Source organism: Bartonella sp. OD88NMGDW, from assembly GCF_042193775.1.
Taxonomy (GTDB): Bacteria; Pseudomonadota; Alphaproteobacteria; order Rhizobiales; family Rhizobiaceae; genus Bartonella; species Bartonella grahamii.
In genome coordinates this window covers 1-3,719 of the sequence record NZ_JBHIMA010000031.1, presented here as the reverse complement: position 1 = coordinate 3,719, position 3,719 = coordinate 1, and the positions used below count along the sequence as shown (strand labels likewise).

Below are 3,719 nucleotides of genomic sequence, written 5' to 3'. Positions count from 1 at the left end.
CCATTTGAATCAAATGGCATGGTTGTTGTTAGACAAACCTTATGCGTGTCATCTTCTATCCCCTCTTCTCCTTCACTTAGCTCCTTGACTAAAACCCAATAAAAACGCGTCTCTAAAAGAACCTCTAACCTCCTTACGGTTTCAGCCTTATCAAAGGAAAGCATATTCATATAATCTTCTTTGCTATTTAAATGCTCTGGATAATCTATCATCTACCCCTCCTAAATATAATGCCGTGGATAACTACAGCCACGGGCGCTAGCCGATTCATAAATAGCATTCCGTATAATGACTGCGCGCAGATGTGGAGTGATATTCGTAGTATCTGACCAGTCTCCACCAGCCAACAATGCATACATATCTTTTTTAAACTGTACATTTGGTGAAGTTCCAGTTACTGTTTGCATGAAACAAACATCTTTCACAAATTGCCAAACATAACCGCAACCATCTTCACAACCGATATGCGAAATCATCCGTATATTTGCCGTATTCTTATAACCTCCAGAATGTTTTGGTGAAGGTGCTTTTTTGCCTTGAATCCCACCACCTTCATTGCTTCCATGCATCGCAGAGGTAAATTCTGTATTATTGAGCAAAGCCTTCTTAACACGCAGCATATCGGATATATGATCTATTTGTAGACGGTTCGTCGTAATAGGAACATTATACGCAGAGCGGGTACTGTGACCCGTCCCTGACTGAAGATAAATATCAACCCAAATATCTGTAGAGGGGTCGTAAACCATACCCTCTGGGGAACTATGCGGGCGATGATTGAGACACCAAACAGAGTTCGGCAATATATCCCCTGCTTGATAACCGGATAATGGGTGACCGGAAATCGTACCAACATCCGCACAGAGCGTATGAAACCCTCCTATCTTTCGCGAATTACTCACTGTGTAATTCCTTGGATAGGTAGAGTTTTCTGACAAAACAAGTTTATGAGACTGTTTTCCATCAGAAACCAGATAAACATAATAATCCTTGCCTACCGAAAGAGAAGGAACGCTTATTCTTGTATCTGCCGTATAACTTGCAACCAAAGTATCATTGCCTAATGCCAAGGTTATACGCGTTCCTTTCTTCAATGTGAGTTGTTTTTTCCCTGTCGCAACAAGAAACGGCGTAGAAATTGAAAGAACCGTTAAATTGGACTGTTTCAGTAAATTGTTTACCTCTTCCGCTAGCACTTTTGTCTGTGAAGCTACTGTATGGGCTGTTGTTGCCGTTGCTAGGGAACTTTTGATACCTCCAAGCTCTTGCTTCGTCGTATCGGCTGTTGTTTTAGCTTCTTCTGCTGTCCTTTTCGCTCTATCAGCTACTTCCTTGGCTTTTTCGGCTTCGCTCTTGGCTTGATAGGCTTTTGAATCTGCTGCTTCGGCTTTTTTCTTGGCTTCGTCTGAGTACATCCGCGCTAAACTTACGGGGGCTTTAAAATTCTCAACCACTTGATTGATATCGATAACCCTACTCCTCGCTGACGAGGCTATTTTCTCTGCATTTTCTGCCTGATTGCGCGCTTGCTCCGCGTCATGTCTTGCATAACCAGCAGACTCCTTGGCTTCCTTGGCTATTTTTTGTGCCTCTTCCGCTTCTTCCTCTAAAGACGCGGCTTTCTTACCCGCTGTTTCGGCTGCCCTCTGCGCCTCTCCTGCTATATATTTTGCATTACTAGCTATTTCCTTGGCTTTTTCTACTTCATTCTTGGCTTCATACGCTCGGTCATCGGCTTTCTCCGCTATTTTCTTGGCTTCTTCGCCTGCCATTTCTGCTAATCTTGCTATAGTCTTAGCATTATCTGCCACTTCCTTCGCGTCGTAAGCTTTACTCCACGCTTCATTTGCTGTTTTTTCTGCCTTTTCTGCCTGACTACGCGCTTGCTCCGCATCATGCTTGGCATAACCTGCTGTCTGTTTGGCTTCCTTCGCTGTTTTTTCTGTCTCTTCTAGCTTGTCTTCTAAAGATGATGCTAAAGACGCTGCCTTTTTACCCGCCGCTTCTGCCGCTTTCTGTGCTTGTTCTGCTGTATATTTTGCACTATTAGCTATTTCCTTGGCTTTTTCGGCTTCGCCCTTAGCTTGATAGGATTGTGAATCTGCTACTTCCGCTTTTTTCTTGGCTTCGTCTGCATATGTCCGTGCTAAACTTGCTATAGTCTTAGCGTCACCTGCTACTTCCTTCGCGTTGTTAGCTGTACTCCACCCTTGATGAGCTGTGTTGCCTGAATTTTCCGCTATCTTCTTGGCTTCATCTGCGTACGTACGCGCTAAACTTGCTATAGTTTTAGCGTCACCTGCTACTTCCTGAGCTTTATTGGCATTACTCCATCCTTCATGAGCTGTACTTTTTGCCTTTTCTACCTCACTGCGCGCTTGTGCCGCCTCATGGTTAGCATAACCAGCTGTCTGTTTGGCTTCTTTCGCTATCTTTTCAGCTTCACCCGCTACTGTCTCTACCTGTGATGCCTTCTTTTGTGCACCATCAGCTACCTTCTTTGCCTCGTCCGCTGTCGACTTCGCACTATTGGCTAATTGTTTTAGACCATCCAAAGCACCTTTCGTTTCTTCTGCTACCTTCTCTGCTGCTTCCGCTTTACTCTTTGCTGCTGTAGCTATACCCTTCAACGCTTCTGCATCAACATGCCCTGCCGTCTCTCCTGAACGCGCCGCAGACTCTGCTACCGCTTTCGCTTCAGAAGCTAATTTTGTAGCCTCCTCTGCACTCTGTTGGGCTTGATGAGCCGTCGCTGTTGCTGTATCCGCTGCACTCTTGGCTTCTAAGGCTATCGCTTTGGCATTACTTGCCTCTTCTTTTGCTTCTTCTGATACGCTCTTCGAAGAAGTCGCTGTTTGATTTGCTTCATTCGCAACTCTCTCTACACTTTCTGCTTTAACCTTTGCTTCTTCTGATAAACTTTTAGCATTAGAGGCTGTTTGACTTGCTTGTTCACTCGTGGATTTCGCTTCAGTCGCAACAGTTTTTAAACTTTCCGCTTTAGATTTCGCATCGCTAGCCTCTCTTACAGCTTGCTCTACTTTCTCTGTTGCACTATCCGCTGCACTCTTGGCTTCTGAAGCTGTGACTGTCGCATCATCCGCCTTCTTTTCGGCTCTTGCGGCTTTCTCTTCTGCCGTCTCTGCTGTACTTTTAGCGTCTTGCGAAAGGACATGAGCATCCTCTGCTTTATTCTTCGCTTCCACCGCTGTGTCTTTTGCACTATCCGCTAACTGCTTTGCATTATTTGCTAACGTTTCTGCCGAATGCGCTCTCATCTTAACTTCTTCAACCAATTGTTTGGCTTCACCGGCTTTAGTCTTGGCTTGTGTAGCAACGTCTTCTATTGTTAAAGCCCTCTGCTCTACTCCTTCTGCTGTCCTTTTGGCTCCCTCAGCTGTATTCTTGACATGATCAACCGATTGCTTAAGATCCTTGACATCTGCCAACGCTCTCAATGCCGTTTCTTTTGCATCACCAGCTACCGAAGAGGCTGTCTCTGCTGTCGTCTTGGCTTCAGAAGCTGTCGTGAGAGCTTGCCCACTGTTCGTTGCTGCTGTTTCTGCAACATTCTTCACCTCGCCCATCACCTGCTTGGCATCATCAAAAGCGCTCTTGGTTTGTTCGGAAAGTGTTTTTGCATCTCCTGCCGTTGCCTTGGCTTCTCTTGCCTCTGTCAAAGCTGTCTCTACTGTGCTTTGAACTTGTGTCACTCTTTG

General features: G+C 45.4%; 2 protein-coding genes. Both read right to left on the bottom strand.

Translation table 11 applies throughout. The annotated features are described in order from the left end of the window. The coding region (locus tag ACFIJR_RS08730; protein WP_375654032.1) for a hypothetical protein at positions 1-212 on the bottom strand (212 nt) is incomplete at its 3' end. A gap of 9 nt (positions 213-221) precedes the next feature. Then, the coding region (locus ACFIJR_RS08725; RefSeq protein WP_375654030.1) for an alanine-zipper protein at positions 222-3,719 on the bottom strand (3,498 nt) is incomplete at its 5' end.